Below are 22,715 nucleotides of genomic sequence, written 5' to 3' on the forward strand. Positions count from 1 at the left end.
GATATGAAATGTGGAATTAGCGAACACCTCTTTTTGATTCGTAAAGCATTCTTTTTGGTGAGTGTGGAAATATTAAAACAATAAAATAACGAAGGTTATGAAGAGAGATAGGATCAAAAGTTATTGTATTTTAAACTTTAAAAGTTCTTCATACGGATCTCCGGTTAACCCTAATAGCTTAGCAAAAGCAGGTTCTGTTTTTAATCCTTGTTTTTTTAGTTTTAGTATCTCTTCTTTAAATCTTAGTCCCTTTGCCTGTAGGATTTTATACTCTTTAATCATATGCCTGTATGCATATTGTTTTTGAGTTGGCTGATTTTGCCCAAAAATTTCTATCACATATCTTTCTGATTGGAACTTAGCGATAACAGATGTTAGACCATTCCAAAAACTGGTTCTAATCTCAAAATCATTTTGATCAGCATACAATTTGGTTAAAGTCGTCTGAAACTCTTGGTGATTAGGACAATGACAGATGATATCCAAATCACTTTTTGGTGTATCAATCTCAATTGGTATAGTTCCGGTAAGGATAGGGTTATATGTATTTAACTTATCAAAAATTTCGAGCTCAGACAATTGTATATAGGCTTGCTGCTGTCTTTTATTTCCAGTTTTTAGGTATTCGATATTAGTGAAATCCTTGATCAACGGTTTTTATTTTTTTGCTTTTTAGAATAATCACAAACTTTTTGATTTAGTATTCTTTAGCTATGCTTTTTATTTACTAAATCAATCAACATTTTCTTTTAAGTATCGTTCTATTTTACTCATCGCCTTTGTTTTTTCAGGCGCATTATAATTTAACCAAAATTCGGGATTATAAGGTTTTGCTTGATTTTCAAGACTTACTCCAATTTGCATATTTTCTGCAAAAGGATAGTTTTCAATATCTTCAATTACTATTTTGTTAATGAAAAGTTCTTTTTTAGGATTCTTAGTAAATAAAAGCTTTGAAGGATTTTTAACATCATATATTTCCCAAGTATCCTCTTCTTTTTGATACTTCAAATACATTTTTCCATTAAATTCCTGATATTCAAAAACAACGTTGTAGTATACTACCTGCTGTCCGTTTGTTAATCGCCTTTTCCAAGGTTTTCCTTTATTTGTTGTTCTTGTAAGTTCCATTTTAACGAAAGCAAAAGATTCTGTATCTATATATAATATCGCTTTTTGGAAAGGTTTATCGGTTGCTATAATTTTATAAACGTATTTATTATTGTAAAGTAATACATCTTCTAATTCATATTTCCATCCTTTTTTACTTTTGATAGGTCCATAGTCAAACCTAATGAAGTCATCTTCTATTAAATCAACAATTGAGTTTTTCCTATCCCATTTTTCATTCCAAGGATTTTTTTGGGCAATGTAATTACTCTTTACTTCAACTAATTCTACTTTTGGTTCCTTGTCAATATTGTGTGCTTCGTTATAAAATCTAGCTGCGCACTCTAGATATTCTACATATGTACCATCTTCATTTTGGACATCACGAATAAAACCTTCAGATATATAAGGTTTTGTAGGATAGTTATTTTCAATTTCCAGATATGCTTTTTTTACAATATCCTTTGCCGTTAGTTTCTTCTTTTTGGTTGCGATGATTGTTACTTCACTTAATTCATCAATTTTGGAACTAAGAAATATTTTCTGATTAGAAACAAAGTCATCAACATTTATTTGAACCGATTCGTAACCTATACTTGATATTACTACCATATTCGGATCTTCAATCGATGAGAAATGAAAGGTGAAATTTCCTTCTTCATTAGAGGTTGTTCCGATTGTTTGTCCTTTAAGATAGATGGAAGCGAATACGATAGGTGTCCTCGTTTCTTTATCTAGTAATTGACCCGAAATTCTTTTGGTATTTTTTTGTGCTGTGATTGTTAAAGAAAAAAACAATAGGATAAAAGAGTAGATATAAGTTTTGCTCATATTTTGAAGACGAATCAGTTATGGTTTTGATACAATTTTAAAAATAATTCTGCTATTATCTTTAGTGAATATGGTTCTTTTTCGGAGAATTCTAGCACTAAATATATGACTTGAAACAGGGTACGTATACCTGAATCAATTTATTTATCCGAATATTTTTATTTCATTATTGATTTATAAAAGCTTTACTTGGCCTAAATTGGTATCTAGCACTACTGAAAAGAAAAAAGACTTTTTCGATTTGGGATCAAACTTTGCTTTAATTTTATATATGAAATTGTGTGTTCGTACTTTTTTAGTTCAATACTTTATTCATTACCAAATTTTCATAAGTATTAGATTCCATTGGAAAATCCACATTGCCTATTGAAACATAACCTTGTCTTTTATAAAAAGCAATTGCTCTGTCGTTCTTAATATAAACCTCCAGATTAAATTCGTTAAATCCGCTTTCGCGAACTTCTTTTTCAGCCTGATTCATTAATCCGTAACCAATTCCGTTTCCGTAAAATCGTTCCAAAACATACAATTTGTTTAGCTCGGGAATAGCTATTTTTCTAATTGGACAATTACTATTATAAATTATTTCGGCTACTCCAATAGGATTTCCATTATGATAAGCTATAATTAGCCGACTTGGATTTTCTTTTATTATTGTTTCAATAAGTTCTGGAGAGAATCTCTTGGTTATAAAATTTGCAAACTCGAATGTTACTCCATCTACCGCATAAGTTTGGATATAAACTGTTTTTAATAGAACGGATATCCTCAATGAATCTGGGAGTTTAGCTTTTCCGTATGATATTTCTGTCATTTTACAATTAGATTTTTATTTAATTCGGTTCTAAAGGTATGACGTAGAACATTAATTATAAGGAGCGTAGCACCTCTGAAGTATGCTGTACTTATAGATACAGTAGTATTGGTTCGAACTTATGAACTTTCTCTTTTTAATCATTATCGATAATAGTATCATCTTTTAATATTTTTTCGATTTGAGATAGTAAGCTTTTTTCTGCACCAACTATATCTAAAATTGTCATTTTAAGAACTTTCTTTTTTTCTTTATCAGTCTTTTCAATGTTTTGAAACATAAAATCCATTTGTTTTTCAATTCTCCAACTAAGATTTTCTTTTCTTTCTTGAATATCGGCTAATGCGGATAGTTTTTCATATTCTATTAATTCAATTTTAGAATTGGCAATAGCATTCCACGAATTAGTTTTTATCCTTGGAGCATGAACACCATTTGCTCTTATAATTATATCGTATATAGATACTTCTTCATTATTCATGTAAACTTCTATGCTGTCGGCAGATGCCAATTGCTTAGGAATTACTTTTTTTAGATCTATCAGGCTTTCTTCTAATTCTTTTTCGATAGAGGAAAATATTTGATTCAAATACTCTTTGTCCTTTCTATCCTCATTCCAATTGTTGATAAATAAAGCAATCAAAATTCCAATTATTACAGTAATAGTTTCTCTGATGAATTGACTTAATTGTTTCATTCGTAATTATTATTCATCCTATTATTGTTTGATGCTATGTTAATATAGCATTTTTTCTTGCTGACCGATAGTGTTCGGTAGAAGAAATATTAGAGTGTAATAAGCTTTTTCGCTTTAGTTCGTTACTTAGCAGGCTTAATTAAGGTCTACTGAATTTTTGGGTCAAGTAGAAATGCTCCTTAGGTAGTTGTTACTTTTTTTCTTCTCGCAAGATTTTATCCATTTTACGACCTCTTGCCAATTCATCAATCAACTTTTCCATGCGTCTACATTGTTTATATAATTCAAATTCATCTTCTATTTCTTCAATTCGATACCCACAAACGACTCCCTTAATCAAGTGTGCGTTTGGATGTATTTTAGCTTTTTGAAAAAATGTTCTAAAGGTTACTTTTTCATCAATAAGTGTTTGTAGAGCATCTTTATCAAAACCAGTAAACCATTTAATTACTTGATTGAGTTCTTCTTTTGTTCTTCTGTTTTTTTCCAGTCTATTGAGGTAAAGTGGATAAATGGATGCAAATATCATATTGGCAACCTTTTCATTTTTTTCGGCTGTAACTTCCATTTTTATTTTCTTTTGAATTGATTGGTGCTAACATGTTTGTAAATAGATTGTTGGGTGTTTTTAATCACCTAATTTAGCAAATAGAAATTGAATAGAAAATCCGTGAGAATTTTCGTAAACAGTCTAGAACTAGTTTTACTATTTGCAATGTTTTTCTAATGCTTCTAAAACCATCCAATTATTATCTCCAAGTGACACAGCTTTTTTTAGATCTGCACAAATTTTGTCCGATTCTGATTCTGGAATTTTAGCTTTTTTTGTTGCGATTATTTGGATGTCTTTTGATTTTGATAAGGTTCTTCCATTTCCAAGTTCGTGCTTTCTAATTAATGCAAAAGCTCGATTCGAATATGCATTCGTAAAATAGGGCTCAATCTCCAAAGTTTTGTCAAAATCTTTGATTGCCTCATCAAATTTAAAATTGTTAAGTTTTGCAGTAGCTCGTGCAAAATATCCGTCAGCCCAATTTTCGTTAAGCTCAATACACTTTGAATATTTTTTTATGGCTGATTTAAAGTTTCCTTGTTTATAATATGTTTGAGCTTGATTATAAATTTCAAAAATCTTATCATTTATCTTATCTTTTTGATAAACTCCTTTAATATAAACGGTTTTACCTTTTTCTTTTCCAGTTGAGTAATATGAAACAGATTCGCCATCCATTTTTCCATTATCGTTAAATGTAGTCCGCTGTTTTAATTGTTGATTTGGATGATACATTTCCCAAATTCCAATTTCTTTACCATTCTTAAAACTCCCTTTTTGCATTAAAGTTCCATCTTTGTAAAATCTTTTTTCCAGTCCGTTTGAAATTCCGTTCTCGTATTCAATTTCATTAGACACATTTCCATTTATGTAGTAGAGTAGGCGCTTCCCTTTTAATTTACCATTAAACAAAAATCCTTCACCTTCTTTTTTCCCGGTTAGATAATAGTCAATAAATTTTCCCGAATAAGGTGTTGAATTATTTTTTAAATACCAACTCCCATTTTTTTTGGTCATTAATTTAGTTGTGGGAATTGCTTTAATGCTATCTGGTCTTTTGATATATTCTTTTGTGAAAACATAAATAATTCCATCGAAATCTTTGTAGCCTAAAGATTCCATAGCTTTTTTGTCTTTTACGATAACTACATTATCAATTTCATTTTCTGTTAATGTCGCAAATTCTTCCTTTGGTTCTTCGATAACTGGAATTGAATCGACAACGTATAAGACGTTCTCATTTTGATTCTGACTGAAGGAAATTATAGGTGATAAAGTCAGTAGTAAAATCAGTATTTTGTTTTTCATTCTTAATTTTTTCAGCTTGTTGCCAAGGTTTAATATATGTGTCGTAGCGAGGTAAAATGTTACCTAGTCTTGGACATTATCTACGCATTGATTGCTATATTTTCTTTTTACAAGCATTACGCTTTCTTAAATATACAAAGACCATTCGATTTAGCAAGAAACAGCTATGATCATACATATAGTGTTAAGTATTTTTTATTTTTTCATCGATTTTAGTCTCTTTAACCTCAAAGCTATTTCAATAGATACATAGAGAAGAACTACAAAAATTAAACACATTATCGTAATAAAAATTAATTCAGGTTTGGTTTGAAGTTCGGTATATATTTCTAGAATTATAAATATTTTGGTTATTGTCAATATAAAAAGTGTCGTATAGATAATCCAATTATTTTTTGTTTTATCATTTAAGATTTTATTTATTTTCAGGAGGCTATAACCTACAAACACACAACAGGAAATAATTAATAATAGTTGAGAAGTGCTTCCCGGATTATGACTAGAGGAAGCAACAAGAAAAAATACAATTGGAAAAAGTATCGATAATCCAACACAGAATATGCCTAAAACTATTCTAACAATATTAAAAAGCATTTCTCCTAGTGGGTTTATAAGTAATTGTACTTAACGTTTAATATATGTCTCATTATAGCAAGGCACAATGTTATCTAATTATGGACAAGTCTTCACTTATTTTATACATTATTTTACTTTATAAAACAGTAGACCATTATAAATATACAAAGACCATTCGATTTAGCAAGAAACAGCTATAATCACATACTTGATGTTACCATAAGTGTTTTATTATTTATTTTCATTACTCATATACGTTATGAGCGGGTTTTAAATTCTATCATTATTCATAAAACTTGCTGCAAAAACTCCTATTACAATGTACATAAGTAAATTCCGAATCATATTAATTTTAATTTGAGATTGGATTCTTTGAAGATGAGTATAATTACAAAAATTACAAGTCCTTGGATGATTGTTTTTAGAGCTATGTCTATAATCGTATTCATACCAAAAAATATCGCAAACGGAGTCCGATGTAAAGTCCGATAATTAGAGAAATCAAAACGATTTTTGTTATTTCAGATTCCGTTCTTTCAATACGTTTTCCAACTCTTTATCTTTTTTTGAATTTTTTATTATTCGATAAATAAGGTACATCGGAAATAACATTGGTATAAGAAACGCTATTAAGTTTTTTCTAACACCTAAACTCCAAGATACAATTCCAACCGCAACGATTCCGGCTAGAAACCCAATTATTAAAGCATTTACAATTTTTCTCTTTTTTAATTTCTTTTTTTCAATCAAAAGTTCTTCATCAGTTAATTCGGATAGCTTGTTTTTTTCCATTAATATTTTTTTATAAATTTCTAGCTTAGCATTAAAGTTTAGTGTAAGAAGCGTTTTAATGCTTTGTTGCACAGTGTTGTACTTGGTTTTTTTCTTATTTGTCTTTCATTGATTTTTTTTTCAAAATTTCAATGATTTCATTTTCTCTTGCTTTGGATATATAAAATTCATTAGATGCTAATATAGCTTTGTGAGTAGAATGATTTTCAATAAATGGTATTACTTCAGATTTCACATGCTTTAGCCATGAATCAGCAGATGAGTTGAGTTCTTCAGCATTACATCCTTCTATGGTTTGAATTTTAATTTTTGCCATCACTAGATATTGATCATTGTAAACATCGCCAATATCGGAATCGTAGTACACTATAGTAGTATCATAAAACCCATATCCGAAAGTTTTGTATTCAAAGATTATAAAAACTGACAATTCATGCCCTAAGTTTTTGAATAAGCGCTTTGATGTTTTCGTATGTCTTTTAAAATTTACTGTTTTAAAAAAGGGAACAATTATTTCTTTAAAGATTTTATCAAATTCTCTTTTTCTATTCTTTATGGTAAATTCTTCAGACATTCGTTTCGTTAATTAAGCACGATCTTTAATATATGTATTGGAGTAGTGCGAAATGTTACCTTTTTTTCGATATTTCTAGTACATTGGTTGTTAACTTTTCTTTTTTGAGACCATTGCGTCAATGCAAAAATACTCAGACTTTTCAAATAGTCCCATAACCGCTATGATCAAATATATAGGGTTGTGATACGTTACTTTTTTAATTTCATAAATTCAATCAATTCATAGGTGTAATCCAAACACTTCTCACAAAAAAGCAATTCGGTTTTTGGTGTAAGAAATCCAATATTCTTGAACTTACAAAATTCCGTCATTGAGGAAAATATAATTCCATTAATTGATTTATCAAGTTCTTTTCTCTTTCTTCCGATAATTTTAATAGCTGATTTACGAAATGTTTCTATTTTTAGTTCCAATTTTTGAATCGAGTCTTGCATTTTTTTTAATTCCGTTGGGGAATAATCTAAGTGCGGAGCATCTGAAATCCTTTTTTGAAAAGGGCGAACTATTAATAAAAGAGAATCATTATACTTTTCCTCTAATTCTCTTATAAAATTTTTGTTAGTTTCATATTGCGGTAAAGAGCTTTTTATTTTTTCGTAATCAAAGTATCCTCCCGCATTCTGTCCAAATCCGAAATTAGAGAATGATAATGATATTATTAAAACAATCGATTTCATAAATGTATCGGAACATTTTATATATGTATCGTAGTAGTGCGAAATGTTACCTTCCCTTTTGATTTTTCCATTTTTTAAGCATTGCGTTTTACTAAAAATACAATAACTATTATATTGATAATTTAACTTTCAATGTTAGTGTTACGATTTCATTACTTTTTAACAAGCCATTGCTCAAAATATAATTTTTCAATCAATTTTCTGTCTGTTGTTTTGATAATTTCTTTAAGAGAATTTGTAATTGATAAATCAACCTGATACCATATTAGCTCATCTTCATTATCAAAATCAAAATCGGAGTCAATATCTCTAATGGTTCTAAAAATTATTTTGTCAGTATTTGGAACTATTTGATAGGTTTGTAAATTTTCGTTTAATGGAGAAAGTCTAGTTAGTTGACTTCCGTCAATATTGGAAACAAATAGATGAAGAGGATCTTTGAAATTGTATTTCTTATCTTTATTATAGTCTGTATCACCGATTTTATATAATATTCTGTCTTTCAAAATTGGACCTGAGTTTTTAATATTACATCTGAAATCTGAAATACGAACTTTAGAATTTGTAAGTAAGCTAGTTTTGTTACTAATGTTGTTGTAAAATAGAATATTCCAATACCTGGGGTAGTTTTCTACTTCGTATTCAGAACTACTATATCTTTTCCTGTTGTAACTTTTTTGAGTTGTTATCGGGAATAGTACCTGATTCGTGCTATCTATAAAAGTTAAATCATCATATATAAAGTTATACTCATTCAAAATCGAATCTATTTGGGTTTGAGTAAGGTCTTTTTCCTCAACAATCCCTATTCTAGGTTTGGATTGATTACAAGAAGATAATACTAATATAAAAGCAATAAAATTGAATATTTTTTTCATGGTGTATGGTAAGGTAGATAGTTTACACTATTGGTTTTGATAAATGTATGTATTGTTCCTTTCTTTCGAAAGTACGAATATCAAAATATCCTAACAATACATTTCTATAAAATAAATTATATATAAAAAGTCCGCAATATCCATAGTAAGCAGGTAATTACTAGTAAAGAATTATAGCGTTGTTAGCTACTGGATTTCTTCTTTAATGAATTCGGATTGTGCTTAAATAAGTCCAGATTACAAATAGAATTTGTAGAGGAACCCTAAACCATAAATAGGCAAGACCATGTCCGTCAAACGTTCCTTTTTGATAGTTCACATTATGTATTGAAGCATAAATATTAGCAGGTAACATCAGAACAAGAAAAATAATGAGTGTCCAACCAGATATATATATCAATCGAGGAATAAGAAGGCTTATTGCAAGTAAAATTTCAAATATTCCTGTTAGATGAACGAATGTCTCTTTATAGGGAATAAATTTAGGTATCATCATAGACATACCTTTTGTAAATGCAAAATGCCCAATCGCTGTAAATAGGAGCATTATTGACATTGCAATTCGAGCCGATAACGCAAAATCATAATCCTTGTTGATAATCTTGATAATAAACAAAGAAATTACAAAACTTGATAAAAGTATAATTAAAGATTTCATATAATTAGATTTTTGAAATACAAAGGTCAACAATGCATTTATAACAGTAATTGACTTAAGTTAAATAATACGTTTTCTCTTCTTAACCAAAGTCAATTTATAACTCTCTAAATGAAAGTAGTTTTGTAGTATGATTTAAAAATACGACACTATGAAAACATTGTCTAAAGCTTCAGGGATTGCGTACTTATTAATTTTCATTTCTGGTTTTTATGCAAATTTTACAATTCTAACATCTCTTGTAGATTTGAATAATAGTGAACAAACAACCTTGAATATTATTAATAATTCTATCCAGTTTAGACAAGGATTGATTGGGTTTTTGGTAATGCTAACTTCAGATGTGTTTTTGATTTGGTCATTATTTAAAATCACTGAGCCAACTCATAAAACAGTATCATATATAGCATCCTTATTCAGAGGTTTACACGCTTCGTTTTTTTTAATTGCTTTAGTCAAATTAATTAAGGTCTATACTATTACTTCTGAAGAAACAAATTCTGTAGAGTTGCAAACTAGTATAATTGATTTACTATCTAATTTCGATAAGCTTTGGACGATTGGTCTCCTATTTTTTGGTGTACATTTATTGTTACTTGGTTTTTTAGCCTTAAAATCAAATTATATACCTAGAATCATTGGTTTTCTATTGATTCTAGGTGCTTTAGGTTACGCTATTGATGGATCTTCAAAATTATATTTAGCTAGTTATAGTGAATATCAGTCTTATTTTGAGGCTATTGTAATTTTTACTGGTGTAATTGGTGAGTTGTCTTTTACAATTTGGTTATTGGTGAAAGACTTTTCTCAAAAAAAACTTTAGTATATGATTTCTTTAAAGGACTATGTAAAAAGACGAAATGGTGTTCCGCTTGGACATTCGAATTCTTTAGGTAATATGCTAAAAAGGTCTTTGGGAGCAAAATCTTTTGATTTGTTTTGGATACACTGTAATCCTATATGGAATTACTACCTCAATAAATATATTTACAAACCATTAAAAAGGATAGGTCATTCGTATGCGGCCATAGTCTTAACCTTTGGTTTTTCAGGTTTTGTACACGATTTAATAGGTCTCTTAATCTACGGAAAATTGTCTTTCCTATTTACTATTTGGTTTATGATTATGGGAATTATAGTAGCAATTTTTAAAAGAAATGGGCTTGCATACAAAGTACAAAAAGAAGAATTAAACTATGGTTTTAATTCTATATTGATTCTTGTTAGCTTTTTACTTGCAAAGTGCGTACTCAATGGAATTCATTTTTTTAAAACCTAACTAATATTAATTATGAAAACACTTATTAAAATAGTAATAGCTTTAATATTAATGTTTTTCACAATGTTTAAAACAGTAGCACAAGATGTTACTCAATCTTATAAAGATTCATTAGAAATTGTTGTTAGAAAGTATTACGATTTAAACCTTAAAACATTTCGACCTACATCAACAATTAGTGATATTGATAGCATATTTGAATATTTTACTGAGGACTTTACCTATATCCACCCAAAATATGGTGGTATTTATTCTCGGAAAGATTTATATAATGGTTATGTTCGAAATCAAAAAAATGGAGACTATATAGGGAGGATTTCAGCTATTAAAATACAGAATATAATTGTCGGACTCAATGTTGTTGTGGTACAAAGAATCTACGTGTTAAACGATAATGGAAGCATTACAGAAGGAGAGCCACAAGTAACTCTTTTTGAATTTAAAAAAAGTAGAATATCTAAAATATTTGAGTACTGGTAGTAAAGAAAAAACAAATATTATGATCTGTTTTTCATAATCCTTTTTCTGATTCTACTTAAAGATTCTGGTTTTACACCAATATAACTGGCTAAATAATAGAGTGGAACTCTGTTTAATAGCTTTGGCTTTTCATTTAGTAAGCTTAAATAACGTTGTTCTGGTGAAGAAATTAAATATGCAGCCAAAGAATCTTGTTGCTTACCTAAATCTTCTTCAACTGAAGTTCTACATAAGGTTTCGTACTGTGGAACTTTTTCTATAAGTTCTAGTTCTTTATCCTTATTTAGAATGGCAAGTTTACAATCTTCTATGCATTCAAAATAGTGTTTTGCAGGTGTTTTTTGATGTAGACTTGTAAATGAAGCAATTGATGAGTCTTCCTCATAAAAATTAGTTGTTACCTCATTGCCATTAATGATATAATATTTACGAACTAATCCAGATAAATTTTGATAGGATTCCTTCGAGACTTGACCTTCTTTTAACAGTATTGTCCCTTTCTCAAAGATTTTAATTGGAATACAATCTTCAATTATTTTAGCTTCTTCATCAGAAATTTTTATTGCTTGCCTAATAAGTTCTACTATTTCACTAAACATTGTTCAAGTTATATTTTGTTTCAATTTTTCAGCTTGTGGCTAATGGTAAGTGTAAAAAGCGTTTTAGTGCTTTTTCACACAGTGTTGCGTATAGTTTTAATCTTTGAAAACGGGTTTATTAGCTCTCACGTAACTGCTAAACTCATAATAGTCAATGTATTCAAATAAGCCACCTTCCGAACAATTATCATCTAATAAACTTGCATTTTCTTTAAAGGAGGCTGCTTCGTGTATATTATTATGCAATAATGGAATAAATTCTGATAGTTTTTTATCATTATAATTAAATGCTTCAGGGGATTGATTTTGGTTTAATCGCCAAGAATTTCCAAAGGCGTATGCGCAATTGGCTGAACCTAAAACCTCAAAAAAGTAATCTTCCGGAAAAAAGAATCTAGCGTTTAAGTTATTCCCAACAAAAGCTGATCCATGATTATAGTCTCCCAAAAGGCAATTGGTTACAGTTAAGTCTTCAAAAACAAAAAACATTCCGCTGGTTGTTACATTTTTTGCTGCAACACTTCCTGTTACAAAAAGTAATTGCATAGGATCATCAATAACGGAAATGGTGCCATCAACCGTTAAATTTCCGTTTACTATCAATACGCCTATCCCCAATTCAGCCATGCAATGTAATTGACTTAAATGCAAATCTCCATCATGAAATACAATATCTTTCTCTGTATCTATAGCCTGTTTAGCTAAATGCATAAATATACCTCCGACATCTGTAATATTTATCGTTTTTTCTTCCGTTTTTTTTGCTAAAATTGGTATGATAGTTTCATTAATAAATTCAGTGTCAAATTGCTTTAGCAAATAGCTTTTTCCGTTTTCAAAAATTGCTTCTTTAATAGTTGCAATTTCAGATTCAGAAATAGTCGTATCCTCATCAGAAATCAACTTCTTTTGTATGATTGGAGGATTCAAGTGTTTATCATCTTTATCGTAATAATCAAAGCTAACTGGAGTTCCTGGTTTTTTAACCGCCTTGTATACTTTGTCATCCGAATTACCAAATGCAAATACCTCTGAACTACGTTCTGATGATTTTAAATAAACATCTTCTATTTGTACACCATTTTCAAAAGTTCCGTATCTGGAAACTTCACCATTAGGATGAAATCTTTTGAAACTTAACATGCTTCCACTATCATCAAAAAAAGTTTGACAACATAAATGTCCTTTTGGAGCTAACCACCACTTCCATTCACCTATATGCCTGCCTTGGTCATTTTTTATACCAAGTTCCCATTCATTTTGTGAGGCATTCCAAATGGCTTCTTTTGGAACTGTTATTGGTCTTTCTTGATTATTATTCATATTTATTTATTATACAATGTGTTAGCGAATCGTTTTTATTGATTTTTACTCAATTTAGCATTTCTCCAAATTCTTTTTTTGTCAATATACTCTTCGTTAAAATTATAAATCTGAAAATTTATAATTCCCGAAATATTTAGGTTTTAAGCGCAATATATCAAGTCTCTTCATTTCAGTTTGTATTTCCAAAAATTACTTTCCGACTTTTATGAACTCTATCGGATTAATTACTTTTTTTAGATCATTTTGGTCGTTAATTTGTAAGTCTGAATTATAAATAGTAGTCAAAGTAGGTATTTCATACGCATTCAATTCGTTCACTAATTTTGGTTTTTCTGAAATAACTTTATTCAATTCTATTTGTTCCTTTTCAGTTAATTTAGAAATGAAAGATGCGTCACAACTTTCATAGCTGAAAGATTTTTTTAAATTTAGAGTTCAGAAATCTTTTAGATAATATGATACTATTTTCTTGATCTCCAATTCTTTTGTTTTCAGGTATCAACGATGAACTTTCATCATAATACCTATCTAATATCTTTTCATCCCTATAAATTCCTTTTGAATAAGACTTTACCCAATCTCTAATTTCTATAGTGTTTTTCAATTCAGATTAGTTTTAGTAAAATGTTTGCCAACGCCCCTTGTATGAGTACTCTGCTCGCTCCCCTGTCCAACTAAGATACTTACATAAGACCAGAATATAAAGAAAATAGGTATAAAAAGAGATTCGTAATCAATCTGCTTAGTTGATGTTAGTACGTGTAAATTATCATCTAAACATTCAAAGTTAAGATGGTCTCTCTCACGGATCTTATAAAAGTATGGACTCGCTCCAGCCACTTGCACTTTTACACGAAAATGGTCAATACCTGGTAGTTATTTTGGTATTTCTGATAGCGTGAGTATTATGGAACCATCAAAACGATCAGCATGACCAATAATGAGTTAGGTCTATTGAAGCAATGCAACTATCTAATGAATGAGACCCTGGAATTTAAACCAAGGTCTCATCAAATTTTTTATAAGCCATAACGCCATTCTTCAGGAACGTATGCGTACGAGCCATCAGCACGACGATCAACGTAACCGAACGAAGGAAAAGGAATATGAGTTGCAGTGATCACGGTGCGATCTGTTGCTGCCATGTCAAATAGTGTCTTACGAGTTTTGATGGAGTCTTCAGCGCTGTAATCCCAGATAGCCATTGCTTCTATATCGGTAAACTGGATAGCGGCACTAATAACAGCATCACCGATGATGAGCAGACTTTCGCCTTCACTTTCAATACGGTAACCTGTATGTCCAGGGGAGTGCCCGGGCAGCGGGAATGCAGTAATACCATCGCCCAGATAGGTTTCGCCATGGAATGTACTGATTCTACCGTCATAGGCTTTTTGCCATCCACGGCCCAAATCGAACCATGGCTTCGAAATTTCTACAGATTTAGACTGAGCTTCTGCGTTCGTCCAGTAATTTAATTCAGTACTTTCGACATGAATCTCTGCATCTGGGATAAGCATGCCGCCTTCAGTTGTCAAAAGACCAGCTATATGGTCAGGATGCATATGAGTAATCAATACTTTGTCAATGTCTTCTGGCTTCAGTCCAACTTGAGAGAGGTTACCTGGAAACAGTCCTGCGTCAGGACCAAATAACTCGGCAGCCCCACTGTCAACCAGGATAAGTTTTTTTCCCGTATTGATCAGGTAGGCGTTCACGCCATTACGTATAGATCCAGGTGGCTGGAAAGCCTTAGCCAAGTATCCATCAAGTTTATCAGCGCTTGGGTTGGCCCATATTTCATGAGCTAGGTCTACGTATCCATCACCGAGTACAGTGATTTCGTAGGAGCCTAGTTTACGTCGGTAGATCTGCGAGACCTGAGAACCTATCTGGGGTACTGCAGGACGGTTCGTTTTTTGTGTATTAGTCATAATCTGTAAATTTTATCATTTGTCAAAATTGACATTGTAAAGGTATTTGGTACTTGAAAAGATAAATATGACAGATGTTAAGAAAACAGATTGACATATATCAAAAAATAAAATTGACCTATATCAATAGAAGTTTATCAGGAGAAGCTACAGAAAGGATAATGAAACAGTTTTTAATCTTTAATATAAATGGACATTTAGTTAGGCAATTAAATCTAACAGGAGAAATAAATAGTGCTCAATTAAACTTATGTCAAGTACAAAGCGGAGATTATATTATTAAAATCATAACTCAAGAAGGAGTGGCGGTAAAAAGAATTATGAAATTATACTGATAAGTCATTTAATATTTCAACAATAAAAAAAGACATTCTTGGAAATAGAAATCCCATCTACGCATCAAAAGTAAGTTGTATATGATGTTTTTGTATTAAGATTAGTTACGTAGTTTTAGCACCTAATTTAGCAAATACAAACGAAATAGAAAATCCGCGAGGATTTTCGTAAATAGGCTAGAACTAGCAATTAATTTTATACGTTGTGCCTGTTGCACAAGTTAGTAAAAAGGATTAATTTCATGATATGCAAGGAAAAAAGATATATCAAGAGAAGTTGTTTAGTGATTTCCGTTTAAGTGATCGTGTAGCGGAGACCAATTTTTATTATCGTTTAAAGAGTGTTTTGCATTTAGACTTTTTATATAAAAAAACCAGTACCTATTACGGTAGAAGTGGTCAACGTAGTATTGATCCTGTAGTGTTTTTCAAGCTTTGTTTAGTTGGTTATCTAGAAAATATTATAAGCGATAGAAAGCTTATCGAGCACTGTAGTATGCGCTTGGATATCCTCTATTTTGTGGGCTATGACATTGATGAGACACTACCTTGGCATTCGACTATCAGTAGGACACGCCAGTTGTTCCCTGAAGAAATTTTTGAACAAGTATTCATCCACATTTTGGAGATGTGCATCGGCAAGGGTATGGTAAAAGGGCGCACCCAAGCGATAGATTCTGCACCTGTAAAAGCAAATGCCAGTATGGATAGTCTGGAGTTAAAAGTTCCTTGTCAAGATTTAGAAGCACACTTAGCTGCTGTACGCCATATTAGCCATCGGGATCAAGAGGTTTTTCGCAAAGCCAAGGAAAACAAAGCCAGTGAAGAGCAGCAAAGTATTACTGCCACAAAACAAGAACTAAAAAGTATTGAGTCCAGGAACAAGAACTGGAGCAAGAATCAAGACAGGCGCCCAGGTGCAAATAACAAGGGTAGCCGTTATACAAGCAACAAGACACACTACAGTCCAACCGATCCAGATGCTAGAATAAGTGTGAAGCCAGGCAAGGCTCGAAAACTCAATTATAGCAGCCAACTTAGTGTAGACACGGCAAATCATGTGATTACTGACATCAAAGCTTATCATGCAGATGGTAAGGATAGTCAATATATGGAGGACATTGTAGATCGTGTTCAACGGCGGTTGTGGAAGTCAGGATTTCAATTAGAAAACGTACTGGCAGATACAGGATATAGTAGCGGAGAGGTGTACGCTTATTTAGAAAATAAAGAGATCAAAGGTTACATACCACCACATGGCACTTACAAAGGTGGTCCAGATGGCTTTGAATATATAAAAAGTGAAGATCATTATATCTGTCCCAACAGAGCAATAGTACCTTTCAAGAAAGTGTTCAAAGACTACCGTACCCAAACCTTAAAGAAAGAATACCGTATTTCCAGTAAAATATGTAGAGACTGTCCACTATCACTTAGCTGTTTGGGAAAAACAGCTAAAGAAAAGAAATTTAGTGTAACCTACTATCGGGAGGAATATGAGCGTAACAATGCTCGACTAGCCACTCCCAAAGGCAAAGTAATGAAAGCCAAACGGCAAAGTACTGTAGAGCCTGTTTTTGGAACCCTCACCCAGTTTATGGGACTGCGCAAGATCAACACTATTGGCATAAAGCAGGCTAACAAAGTGATGCATCTATCGGCAATGGCTTATAATTTAAAGAAATATCTAAAATTCACAGAAAAACGAGTAAAAAGTGAAGCAAAAGCACTTGCTCCTCTTTTTTTTGAAAAATTGGTCTTAATACAAACACTAGCCTTCATTTTAAGCACTCAAATTTTTGAAATTTCAACAAGCATTTTCAAAATAAAAGAGGTTTAAAATAGTATTTTTAATGTCAACCCCATCAAAAGTTAAGTACTTGTGCAACGGTTACCGTTGTTGTAGCACGTTTTTATTCCGTTATTAATAATACTAAAGGTATAATCCCATTGTTAAAACTATGTATACAAATCGCTAAAAGTATTCCAGAATTTAATCTCGCATAACTATAAATAAATCCAGCCACAAGATGCGGTAATACTACTATTGGTGAGAAAATCAATAATTCAGTTGTTAATTCGTAATTTACTATATGTGACAAACCAAATATTAAAAGTAATCCATAAAATATTTTTCGCTTATTCATTTTCCAAAAGTTAGAAAATAATTCAACAAATTTTTGATTTAGACTTAAATATAAAACTACCCCTATTCCTGCAGCAATTAATATGCAATAGAGCCTTTCAAGTTCCGAGATATTCTTTAAAGTGAAATAAGATATTCCGATTATAGTTATTGTTAAATTCGTTTTTGTAAATAATAGCCCAATTCTGTAAGTGAACTCTTCTATGATTGGTGCTATAATTGCAATCATTAAAATTTTTGAAACTGGACCATAACTTTTAATTTTTTCTCCAGTAATATGCTTTGGCATTTCAAAAATTCCATAAGAATCTAAAAAATATGAAAGTCCGAAACAAAATGCTTTCAGCAGTATGAGAATTCCGTAGAGCTTCAATCCTAGAAGTATAGTTTCTTTAAAATTTCGTTTCTTTTTTGGTAAAAATCCAGATTTAATTAAAATCCAAATATTCTTAAATTCATTCAAATGTTTGCGATTTTCTAAAATATGCTACAACGTTAATTGTATGAAATGTAGTGTATAAAAATATACTATATTTAGGTTTACTACTGAACCAATTTTTCATATTTTGATTTAGCTTTTCAGTTTTAAAGCCAAATTTAAAAACTTGGCGACCCTTGCAAATAAAACCTAGCCTTTTGGTTTGGGAATTATTAGCTATGTTTTATATACAGCGTTACCTACTAGATTTTTACTCAATTTAAATAATCTACGACTGTATCTAATATTTGCTTTGTTCTCAATATACGAAAATGTCCAGTTCCTTCAACTTCTCGAAACTCAGATGCAGCCCAATTTTGATGTACATTTTTCGACCTTGAAATTGGAATAATTTTATCATTTTTATCGTGAATGATGAGTGCTTTTTGGACATTGATAGTTTTTACAAATTCACTAACATTTAGGGTTTCAACAGGTACTCCTGTTTCTTTTTCTAATCGATTAATCAGTTTACTTTTAACATTGTCATTAATTCCAACCATTTCGGAGACGTCATCTATTCTTTCGGTAAACTTATCTGGTGTAGTTAATAAAACGTACTTTTTGATGTGTAATTCTGGATTATTAAACAAAGCATATGTTGTAGCAACTCCACCAAATGAATGACTTACTAAGGACTCGACGTTGTATTTTTTAATTAGAACACCGACCAATTCTGAGAACTCAAATAAACTTGTACCTCCTTTGCTACTAAATCCATGTGATGGTGCATCAAATGAATGTACTGTATATCCATTTTCCAAAAGAATTGCTACTAAATCAGAAAAATTTCCTGCCTGACCTTCCCAACCATGAATGAGAAGTACTTTCTTTTGACCACCTTTCCAAGTGTATAGTTTTATATTAGATTCCTTAAATTTAAAGTCTTCTTTTTCAGACTTATCTAAAGTATTCAATTCGTTTTTTCGAAGTTTACGAACTTGAGGATTGGTCAATTGATTATATGCAAATGAAGCAATGGCACTTGGAAACAAATTAGATGCTATTCGGACTAAGTTTTTTTTCATATCCGCGATGTTTTTTAGCTTGTAGATAACGTTAAATATATGGAAAGTAGGGCGGAAAACAAGCTATTATTTTCGGTTTAGCCACAAGTCAAAACTTTTATTTTTTTATCTTTTTTGTTCTAAAGCCAAATTTTATATTTAGCGGACTTTGTTATAAACTCTAAAGTTTTGATTATGCGCTAAAACCAGTGCTAATTATAGTCGTTGTTACTTACTGGCTTTTTTATTCGGTCTTATTTTCTTTTCAGATATTGACATTACAATACTTTTTGGTCGAGAATTCTTTTCGGTCAATTCTTTATTTAAATCTTCAGAAATTCCTACAGCTTCCCAAAGCATAGTTTTTATTTCTTTTTTCGGAAAAGACTTGAAGTCCTTTATTGAAATATGTCTTATCAACTTTCCTTTGCCATTTAGCTTTACGGTTTCTTTTGTCAATTCCGCTCCACGATTAAATCCGAAATTCACGTGTCCAGAATAAACTGCAATGTGGCAAAAAGCATCTTTTAGATTTTCCGATTTTGAGTAAGCCATTGCTACCGCGTTATAATTGTCCCAAATCAATTCGTTCGATTCTGGAACCAAATCCGTTATAAAATCCCGCAATTCCATTGTTAAATTTTGGATTCGCTCGTCATATGGCTCTAAGAACTTTTTAAGTTTTGGATTTGGTTTCATGTCTTATTTATATATGATTTTGGGTGAAGGTTTTAAATCAGCTTTTTTAATTCAAATTCTGATTTTAAATTATCATATTCCTGTTTGCTAATCATTTTTATATTGAGTAACCATACAATATTTGCAATAAATTGATCTTGATTTAAATCAAAATCGATAAGTGTTTTTTCTTTTCTTTGTTTTATTTCTTTTATAATTTTTAATCACTTGCACCTAAGGTTCTTGTATATGGCTCGTAGCAAGAAAATTATGAAATTATTTTCGGTTAAGCACAAGCTAGATTTTTAAATTTTACTATTTCTAAATATGCTTTGACTTCGTTTATGTAATTTGTTGGTTATGATCTACGTAATTTGTTATACAACGTATTTTAGTCACAATTTATCGTGTTTGAATAAAATCCAGCTTCATTTTCGAAAAAGTTATCGTAGTAACAATTTCTATTCTCATTTTCTAATAAGTATAAAAGTCTTAGTACAGCCCCTTGCATATCAAAGTAAAATAAATCATTGATTTTGTTAAATGTATTTGATTTACTTTTCCAATTTTCAAATGGTTTATTCAAATAAGTGTTTACAAAGTTGTAATCGTAGTATTGATAAATATGAATTATCTCGTGAGAGTATAAGTCATATTCATTTAGCGAATTACTGTTTACTATTAATATATTGCCATTAGCAATTCCTCTGGCTGAAATTCCGTTTACATAAATATCCCGACTTGAAAATATTATTTCGCCAGTTTTTAATGTTCGTTCAAGTTCAAATTTATTTCCAATCGCCGAATATGCTGTCAGGAATAACGAAACAGGCATGATTTTATATTTTACTTTGAATTTATCCTTGGTATAAAATTCGAATCTGTTGAAACCAATATTTAGGTGCCATTTTTCCCAAAAATTCCTATTGGATGATGCATTTTCAATAATTGATATTCCTGCGGAATTGACGAGCTTTCCGTACCAGCTATATTCTAATGATTGTTTCTGTTCAATTTTGCCAATCAAGTTTTTACTTTCATATATTAAATAACCACCTAAAGCGCCTTGGCCCATTCCTTTCAAAAGTACTTTGTGCCATTTTTCATTTGCTTTTTTATTTATAAGTGCCCCAACACCACTAAAAATTGAGCCTAAGCCGATATTGTATAATGCCATTTCAGAATTAGAATTCTGTCCGTTAGAATAGGAAGAAATCAAAAACATTGATGCAATAAAAATAAGTTTTAGTTTCATCACAGGCGTTCATCTAATATGCTGCACAACACGTCTCTTATAAGAAACGTAGAGCAGATGATAAGCGATACGTTTTGTATTGTTACTAAGGCAAATATAAATATTATGCTTTTATTTTTTTCTCATAAATGCCAAATTTTATATTTGGCGACCTCATAGGAAATCAAAGACTTTTCGGACCGTCTTAAACCGTCCTATGTTTTTTATATCTCTTTGTTAACTATATTTTAGGGTTGTTTTTTTTGTAAAATCAAACTCTTTAGTTGTTCCAATGATCTTAGTTTTTAATTGTTCTGAGATTTCTCTTTTAACTTTAGATGGATCTAAAACTTCTATTGTCCAATCTATATTGTCATGATTTTTAGGATCGTAAGAAATATAATTTATTGAAAAGGAATTATTTATCAACTTTTTTTCGAGTTGATTTAAAAACCTAAACCCTTCCTTTGCATGATCTGGTACTTCCGAAACTTTATTGAATTGCCTGTAATAGTTAGGTTGTCCATACCAAAAAATTGCTGTTGCTGTTGCTTTGTCACAATTTTCGTTTTTTAATATTCTTTTTAGTTTACTATATCCTTCGTCCCAATTATGAGATAAAGCTTTTGTATGGAGTTCATAAGTTTTTATTATTTTCTGCTGGGCTAGCGAGGCTTTTTGTTTCAGCTTTTTTGAGATTTCCGGAATAATAAAAGATTGAAACTCATTACATACTAATTCTTCTATTTCTACGTCAATCATTCCATGTAAGCTCCAAAGATCGAGACATTCTGAAATATCTAAATGTTTGAGTTTGGTTCGAAATATAGATAATTGTCTCAAATTTTTACAGACGGTAACGTTTATTGATTTTATTGATTCTCCAATTTGAAGTCTTTGGAGGTTTGTAAATTTACTAAGATCTATACTTTCTATATTAGTGCCAGCGATATATAGTTTTTCTATGTTATTTACCTTTGGAAATTGAATATTATCTTGATTTAATGGTAAATCATTAATGAATACATATTTGAGTTTTTTATTCCGAGATAAGTCAAGTTGTGTAATGTTGTTATCATTGCAACTAAGATCTTCAAGGTTTATATTTTCTGAAATATCTAACTTCGTTAGTTTATTCCCAGAACAATTTAGTAGAACAAGATCTACATTGTTTTTTAGATTAAGAGATTTAACATTATAGCCATGTATCCTTAATTCATTTAATTTCAAATTACTTTTGAATGAATATTGTTCAGTTTGAGATTCGTCATCTTCAATTGATTTAAAAAACAGTTGAGTTAACTCATGTAAATCAGAAATATCAATTTCGTCTGGACTTAAAGTTTTAGAAGAAGGTTCCTGATCTAGAAAAGAAATTGATTTTTTGTCTAATATAAAATCATCGAAGGTAGATGAGAGTTGTGGAGCATTTAAGGTTACGATAACTCCATTTTCAATTTCAACAGGTGGCATATAGTAATTTTTTCCAGTGAGAACGGATAAAGCTTCATCTACGGAACAATTATATTTTTTTCCTAATTTTTGTAAAAATACTATTGTGCTTTTTTGTAATATCATTTCGTGCATTCAAATTACAGTTAACGCCAAATATATGAATCGGAGCAAGGCAAACACACCTGAACCAATCGATCTATCTGCGCATTTTTATTTTTTGTTAATTTATAAAAATCTAGTGCCATTGCAAAAGGAAATGACATTTTGATCTGGTACTAAATTGCTCTGATTTT

Annotated in this window: 26 protein-coding genes; 5 read left to right on the forward strand and 21 right to left on the reverse strand. The window is 30.7% G+C overall.

All coding sequences use genetic code 11. The annotated features are described in order from the left end of the window. Window positions 1–120: 120 nt before the first annotated feature. The 11 genes from D1818_RS19455 to D1818_RS19510 form a co-directional block, all read right to left on the reverse strand. Window positions 121–651, reverse strand: coding sequence for a DUF4269 domain-containing protein (locus D1818_RS19455; RefSeq protein ID WP_233558600.1), 531 nt, complete (start codon window positions 649–651; stop codon window positions 121–123). An 81-nt stretch (window positions 652–732) separates the two neighbouring features. After that, window positions 733–1,941: a carboxypeptidase-like regulatory domain-containing protein gene (locus D1818_RS19460; RefSeq protein WP_118460928.1), complete on the reverse strand. Its 1,209-nt coding sequence runs from the start codon at window positions 1,939–1,941 to the stop codon at window positions 733–735. Window positions 1,942–2,236: 295 nt separating this feature from the next. Then, window positions 2,237–2,755, reverse strand: a complete 519-nt coding sequence (locus D1818_RS19465) for a GNAT family N-acetyltransferase (RefSeq protein WP_118460930.1) — start codon at window positions 2,753–2,755, stop codon at window positions 2,237–2,239. Window positions 2,756–2,891: 136 nt separating this feature from the next. Further along, window positions 2,892–3,452: a DUF6090 family protein gene (locus D1818_RS19470; RefSeq protein WP_118460932.1), complete on the reverse strand. Its 561-nt coding sequence runs from the start codon at window positions 3,450–3,452 to the stop codon at window positions 2,892–2,894. Between the two features lie 190 nt (window positions 3,453–3,642). Further along, window positions 3,643–4,020: a DUF2200 domain-containing protein gene (locus tag D1818_RS19475; RefSeq protein ID WP_118460934.1), complete on the reverse strand. Its 378-nt coding sequence runs from the start codon at window positions 4,018–4,020 to the stop codon at window positions 3,643–3,645. A 138-nt stretch (window positions 4,021–4,158) separates the two neighbouring features. Beyond that, on the reverse strand, window positions 4,159–5,313 hold the full coding sequence (locus tag D1818_RS19480) for a tetratricopeptide repeat protein (protein ID WP_118460935.1): 1,155 nt from the start codon (window positions 5,311–5,313) through the stop codon (window positions 4,159–4,161). Window positions 5,314–6,405: 1,092 nt separating this feature from the next. Next, on the reverse strand, window positions 6,406–6,681 hold the full coding sequence (locus D1818_RS19490; RefSeq protein ID WP_118463957.1) for a hypothetical protein: 276 nt from the start codon (window positions 6,679–6,681) through the stop codon (window positions 6,406–6,408). A 94-nt stretch (window positions 6,682–6,775) separates the two neighbouring features. Continuing rightward, window positions 6,776–7,255, reverse strand: a complete 480-nt coding sequence (locus tag D1818_RS19495) for a hypothetical protein (protein ID WP_118460937.1) — start codon at window positions 7,253–7,255, stop codon at window positions 6,776–6,778. Window positions 7,256–7,446: 191 nt separating this feature from the next. Next, entirely contained in the window at window positions 7,447–7,935 is a 489-nt protein-coding gene (locus D1818_RS19500; protein ID WP_118460938.1) for a hypothetical protein, read from the reverse strand. Window positions 7,936–8,087: 152 nt separating this feature from the next. Further along, window positions 8,088–8,813 carry a hypothetical protein gene (locus D1818_RS19505; protein WP_118460939.1) on the reverse strand — a complete coding sequence of 242 codons (726 nt, stop codon included), beginning with the start codon at window positions 8,811–8,813 and terminating at the stop codon, window positions 8,088–8,090. Between the two features lie 202 nt (window positions 8,814–9,015). After that, window positions 9,016–9,471, reverse strand: a complete 456-nt coding sequence (locus D1818_RS19510; protein ID WP_118460940.1) for a hypothetical protein — start codon at window positions 9,469–9,471, stop codon at window positions 9,016–9,018. A gap of 151 nt (window positions 9,472–9,622) precedes the next feature. Here D1818_RS19510 and D1818_RS19515 point away from each other — a divergent pair, with 151 nt between their 5' ends. From D1818_RS19515 to D1818_RS19525, 3 genes are read left to right on the forward strand one after another with little or no spacing between them, the layout of a single operon-like run. After that, window positions 9,623–10,294 carry a DUF4386 domain-containing protein gene (locus D1818_RS19515; RefSeq protein ID WP_118460941.1) on the forward strand — a complete coding sequence of 224 codons (672 nt, stop codon included), beginning with the start codon at window positions 9,623–9,625 and terminating at the stop codon, window positions 10,292–10,294. Window positions 10,295–10,297: 3 nt separating this feature from the next. Further along, window positions 10,298–10,750 carry an MBOAT family O-acyltransferase gene (locus D1818_RS19520; protein WP_118460942.1) on the forward strand — a complete coding sequence of 151 codons (453 nt, stop codon included), beginning with the start codon at window positions 10,298–10,300 and terminating at the stop codon, window positions 10,748–10,750. Window positions 10,751–10,762: 12 nt separating this feature from the next. Next, a complete protein-coding gene (locus tag D1818_RS19525; RefSeq protein ID WP_233558599.1) occupies window positions 10,763–11,230 on the forward strand; it encodes a nuclear transport factor 2 family protein in 468 nt (155 codons plus the stop codon). A 17-nt stretch (window positions 11,231–11,247) separates the two neighbouring features. Here the strand turns inward: D1818_RS19525 and D1818_RS19530 are convergent, their stop codons facing one another. From D1818_RS19530 to D1818_RS19550, 5 genes are all read right to left on the reverse strand, one after another. Further along, on the reverse strand, window positions 11,248–11,829 hold the full coding sequence (locus tag D1818_RS19530; RefSeq protein ID WP_118460944.1) for a Crp/Fnr family transcriptional regulator: 582 nt from the start codon (window positions 11,827–11,829) through the stop codon (window positions 11,248–11,250). 96 nt (window positions 11,830–11,925) lie between these two features. After that, the gene (locus D1818_RS19535; RefSeq protein ID WP_118460946.1) at window positions 11,926–13,152 is read right to left on the reverse strand and encodes a hypothetical protein; all 1,227 of its coding nucleotides are present in this window, start codon (window positions 13,150–13,152) and stop codon (window positions 11,926–11,928) included. Window positions 13,153–13,344: 192 nt separating this feature from the next. After that, a complete protein-coding gene (locus tag D1818_RS25490) occupies window positions 13,345–13,506 on the reverse strand; it encodes a hypothetical protein (protein WP_158596986.1) in 162 nt (53 codons plus the stop codon). Window positions 13,507–13,558: 52 nt separating this feature from the next. Further along, the gene (locus tag D1818_RS19540) at window positions 13,559–13,759 is read right to left on the reverse strand and encodes a hypothetical protein (RefSeq protein ID WP_118460948.1); all 201 of its coding nucleotides are present in this window, start codon (window positions 13,757–13,759) and stop codon (window positions 13,559–13,561) included. Window positions 13,760–14,174: 415 nt separating this feature from the next. Further along, window positions 14,175–15,089, reverse strand: a complete 915-nt coding sequence (locus D1818_RS19550; protein WP_118460952.1) for an MBL fold metallo-hydrolase — start codon at window positions 15,087–15,089, stop codon at window positions 14,175–14,177. Window positions 15,090–15,163: 74 nt separating this feature from the next. Here D1818_RS19550 and D1818_RS19555 point away from each other — a divergent pair, with 74 nt between their 5' ends. Both D1818_RS19555 and D1818_RS19560 read left to right on the forward strand, forming a co-directional pair. Next, a complete protein-coding gene (locus D1818_RS19555) occupies window positions 15,164–15,424 on the forward strand; it encodes a T9SS type A sorting domain-containing protein (protein ID WP_118460954.1) in 261 nt (86 codons plus the stop codon). Window positions 15,425–15,671: 247 nt separating this feature from the next. Then, window positions 15,672–17,264 carry an IS1182 family transposase gene (locus D1818_RS19560; protein ID WP_205487257.1) on the forward strand — a complete coding sequence of 531 codons (1,593 nt, stop codon included), beginning with the start codon at window positions 15,672–15,674 and terminating at the stop codon, window positions 17,262–17,264. A 73-nt stretch (window positions 17,265–17,337) separates the two neighbouring features. On the opposite strand, the gene D1818_RS19565 is transcribed toward D1818_RS19560, so the two are convergent. The 5 genes from D1818_RS19565 to D1818_RS19585 all read right to left on the reverse strand — a co-directional run bounded on the left by D1818_RS19565 (window position 17,338) and on the right by D1818_RS19585 (window position 22,545). Then, window positions 17,338–18,033, reverse strand: a complete 696-nt coding sequence (locus D1818_RS19565) for a type II CAAX prenyl endopeptidase Rce1 family protein (protein WP_118460956.1) — start codon at window positions 18,031–18,033, stop codon at window positions 17,338–17,340. A gap of 230 nt (window positions 18,034–18,263) precedes the next feature. Then, window positions 18,264–19,076, reverse strand: a complete 813-nt coding sequence (locus tag D1818_RS19570; RefSeq protein ID WP_118460958.1) for an alpha/beta fold hydrolase — start codon at window positions 19,074–19,076, stop codon at window positions 18,264–18,266. A gap of 207 nt (window positions 19,077–19,283) precedes the next feature. After that, window positions 19,284–19,754: a DUF1801 domain-containing protein gene (locus D1818_RS19575; protein WP_118460960.1), complete on the reverse strand. Its 471-nt coding sequence runs from the start codon at window positions 19,752–19,754 to the stop codon at window positions 19,284–19,286. A gap of 370 nt (window positions 19,755–20,124) precedes the next feature. Beyond that, window positions 20,125–20,988 (reverse strand): hypothetical protein, encoded by an 864-nt coding sequence (locus D1818_RS19580; protein ID WP_233558658.1) that lies wholly within the window; start codon window positions 20,986–20,988, stop codon window positions 20,125–20,127. Window positions 20,989–21,204: 216 nt separating this feature from the next. Then, window positions 21,205–22,545 carry a DUF4274 domain-containing protein gene (locus D1818_RS19585; protein ID WP_162897288.1) on the reverse strand — a complete coding sequence of 447 codons (1,341 nt, stop codon included), beginning with the start codon at window positions 22,543–22,545 and terminating at the stop codon, window positions 21,205–21,207. Window positions 22,546–22,715 lie beyond the last annotated feature (170 nt).

The sequence above is a fragment of the Aquimarina sp. BL5 genome (assembly GCF_003443675.1).
Classification (GTDB): Bacteria; Bacteroidota; Bacteroidia; order Flavobacteriales; family Flavobacteriaceae; genus Aquimarina.

Coding starts and splice junctions, on each gene's coding strand:
- D1818_RS19460 (WP_118460928.1), bottom strand. CDS start 1,941: ATGAGCAAAACTTATATCTACTCTTTTATCCTATTGTTTTTTTCTTTA.
- D1818_RS19465 (WP_118460930.1), bottom strand. CDS start 2,755: ATGACAGAAATATCATACGGAAAAGCTAAACTCCCAGATTCATTGAGG.
- D1818_RS19470 (WP_118460932.1), bottom strand. CDS start 3,452: ATGAAACAATTAAGTCAATTCATCAGAGAAACTATTACTGTAATAATT.
- D1818_RS19475 (WP_118460934.1), bottom strand. CDS start 4,020: ATGGAAGTTACAGCCGAAAAAAATGAAAAGGTTGCCAATATGATATTT.
- D1818_RS19480 (WP_118460935.1), bottom strand. CDS start 5,313: ATGAAAAACAAAATACTGATTTTACTACTGACTTTATCACCTATAATT.
- D1818_RS19490 (WP_118463957.1), bottom strand. CDS start 6,681: ATGGAAAAAAACAAGCTATCCGAATTAACTGATGAAGAACTTTTGATT.
- D1818_RS19495 (WP_118460937.1), bottom strand. CDS start 7,255: ATGTCTGAAGAATTTACCATAAAGAATAGAAAAAGAGAATTTGATAAA.
- D1818_RS19500 (WP_118460938.1), bottom strand. CDS start 7,935: ATGAAATCGATTGTTTTAATAATATCATTATCATTCTCTAATTTCGGA.
- D1818_RS19505 (WP_118460939.1), bottom strand. CDS start 8,813: ATGAAAAAAATATTCAATTTTATTGCTTTTATATTAGTATTATCTTCT.
- D1818_RS19510 (WP_118460940.1), bottom strand. CDS start 9,471: ATGAAATCTTTAATTATACTTTTATCAAGTTTTGTAATTTCTTTGTTT.
- D1818_RS19515 (WP_118460941.1), top strand. CDS start 9,623: ATGAAAACATTGTCTAAAGCTTCAGGGATTGCGTACTTATTAATTTTC.
- D1818_RS19520 (WP_118460942.1), top strand. CDS start 10,298: ATGATTTCTTTAAAGGACTATGTAAAAAGACGAAATGGTGTTCCGCTT.
- D1818_RS19525 (WP_233558599.1), top strand. CDS start 10,763: ATGAAAACACTTATTAAAATAGTAATAGCTTTAATATTAATGTTTTTC.
- D1818_RS19530 (WP_118460944.1), bottom strand. CDS start 11,829: ATGTTTAGTGAAATAGTAGAACTTATTAGGCAAGCAATAAAAATTTCT.
- D1818_RS19535 (WP_118460946.1), bottom strand. CDS start 13,152: ATGAATAATAATCAAGAAAGACCAATAACAGTTCCAAAAGAAGCCATT.
- D1818_RS19550 (WP_118460952.1), bottom strand. CDS start 15,089: ATGACTAATACACAAAAAACGAACCGTCCTGCAGTACCCCAGATAGGT.
- D1818_RS19555 (WP_118460954.1), top strand. CDS start 15,164: ATGTTAAGAAAACAGATTGACATATATCAAAAAATAAAATTGACCTAT.
- D1818_RS19560 (WP_205487257.1), top strand. CDS start 15,672: ATGCAAGGAAAAAAGATATATCAAGAGAAGTTGTTTAGTGATTTCCGT.
- D1818_RS19570 (WP_118460958.1), bottom strand. CDS start 19,076: ATGAAAAAAAACTTAGTCCGAATAGCATCTAATTTGTTTCCAAGTGCC.
- D1818_RS19575 (WP_118460960.1), bottom strand. CDS start 19,754: ATGAAACCAAATCCAAAACTTAAAAAGTTCTTAGAGCCATATGACGAG.
- D1818_RS19580 (WP_233558658.1), bottom strand. CDS start 20,988: ATGAAACTAAAACTTATTTTTATTGCATCAATGTTTTTGATTTCTTCC.
- D1818_RS19585 (WP_162897288.1), bottom strand. CDS start 22,545: ATGATATTACAAAAAAGCACAATAGTATTTTTACAAAAATTAGGAAAA.